General features: G+C 54.4%; 1 tRNA gene and 1 rRNA gene. Both read left to right on the top strand.

The features are described 5' to 3' along the window. Window positions 1–200: 200 nt before the first annotated feature. Window positions 201–1,740, top strand: a 16S ribosomal RNA gene (locus NLU14_RS21215). A gap of 87 nt (window positions 1,741–1,827) precedes the next feature. After that, window positions 1,828–1,904: transfer RNA gene (locus tag NLU14_RS21210), tRNA-Ile, on the top strand. Window positions 1,905–1,914 lie beyond the last annotated feature (10 nt).

Raw genomic sequence — 1,914 nt, 5'->3', positions numbered from 1 at the left:
CGGTTGACAAGGCGGTGATTCGATGTAGAATACGCCACCTTGATCGGGCAAGCCCCGACTGCTCTTTAAAAAGTTGACCAAGTAATTCGTGTGGGCGCTGGCCGAGGTATTTCGGATATGAAATATCAGGACAGTGACTCGTCGAAAATTGAGTTTTGTCTTGAGCAAGAATAGAGGATCTTCGGATTCTTGTATGATTTAAACTGAAGAGTTTGATCATGGCTCAGATTGAACGCTGGCGGCAGGCTTAACACATGCAAGTCGAGCGGAAACAGGGGGAGCTTGCTCCCCGCTGTCGAGCGGCGGACGGGTGAGTAATGCATAGGAATCTGCCCAGTAGTGGGGGATAGCCCGGGGAAACCCGGATTAATACCGCGTACGCCCTAAGGGGGAAAGCAGGGGATCTTCGGACCTTGCGCTATTGGATGAGCCTATGCCGGATTAGCTAGTTGGTGGGGTAAGAGCCTACCAAGGCGACGATCCGTAGCTGGTCTGAGAGGATGATCAGCCACATCGGGACTGAGACACGGCCCGAACTCCTACGGGAGGCAGCAGTGGGGAATATTGGACAATGGGGGCAACCCTGATCCAGCCATGCCGCGTGTGTGAAGAAGGCTTTCGGGTTGTAAAGCACTTTCAGTGAGGAGGAAAACCTTATGGCGAATACCCATGAGGCTTGACGTTACTCACAGAAGAAGCACCGGCTAACTCCGTGCCAGCAGCCGCGGTAATACGGAGGGTGCAAGCGTTAATCGGAATTACTGGGCGTAAAGCGCGCGTAGGTGGTTTGATAAGCGAGATGTGAAAGCCCCGGGCTCAACCTGGGAACGGCATTTCGAACTGTCAGGCTAGAGTGTGGTAGAGGGTAGTGGAATTTCCTGTGTAGCGGTGAAATGCGTAGATATAGGAAGGAACACCAGTGGCGAAGGCGGCTACCTGGACCAACACTGACACTGAGGTGCGAAAGCGTGGGGAGCAAACAGGATTAGATACCCTGGTAGTCCACGCTGTAAACGATGTCAACTAGCCGTTGGGACTCTTGAAGTCTTAGTGGCGCAGCTAACGCACTAAGTTGACCGCCTGGGGAGTACGGCCGCAAGGTTAAAACTCAAATGAATTGACGGGGGCCCGCACAAGCGGTGGAGCATGTGGTTTAATTCGACGCAACGCGAAGAACCTTACCTGGCCTTGACATGCCGAGAATCCTGCAGAGATGCGGGAGTGCCTTCGGGAACTCGGACACAGGTGCTGCATGGCCGTCGTCAGCTCGTGTCGTGAGATGTTGGGTTAAGTCCCGTAACGAGCGCAACCCCTATCCCTAGTTGCTAGCAGTTCGGCTGAGAACTCTAGGGAGACTGCCGGTGACAAACCGGAGGAAGGTGGGGATGACGTCAGGTCATCATGGCCCTTACGGCCAGGGCTACACACGTGCTACAATGGTGCGCACAGAGGGCCGCAAACCCGCGAGGGGGAGCCAATCTCACAAAACGCATCGTAGTCCGGATCGGAGTCTGCAACTCGACTCCGTGAAGTCGGAATCGCTAGTAATCGCGAATCAGAATGTCGCGGTGAATACGTTCCCGGGCCTTGTACACACCGCCCGTCACACCATGGGAGTGGATTGCACCAGAAGTGGTTAGTCTAACCTTCGGGAGGACGATCACCACGGTGTGGTTCATGACTGGGGTGAAGTCGTAACAAGGTAGCCGTAGGGGAACCTGCGGCTGGATCACCTCCTTAAACGAAGCCGAACGCTTCGGTCAGAGTCCACACGAATTACTTGGTTAGCTTGAGAAGAGAGCAAAGGGTCAACAGACCCGTACCTTTGGGTCTGTAGCTCAGTTGGTTAGAGCGCACCCCTGATAAGGGTGAGGTCGGTGGTTCAAATCCACCCAGACCCACCAAAATTGCGTT

The sequence above is a fragment of the Marinobacter iranensis genome, from assembly GCF_029207565.1.
Taxonomy (GTDB): domain Bacteria; phylum Pseudomonadota; class Gammaproteobacteria; order Pseudomonadales; family Oleiphilaceae; genus Marinobacter; species Marinobacter iranensis.
The sequence above is the reverse complement of the archived record's forward strand: the minus strand, read 5'-3'. Positions and strand labels throughout refer to the sequence as shown.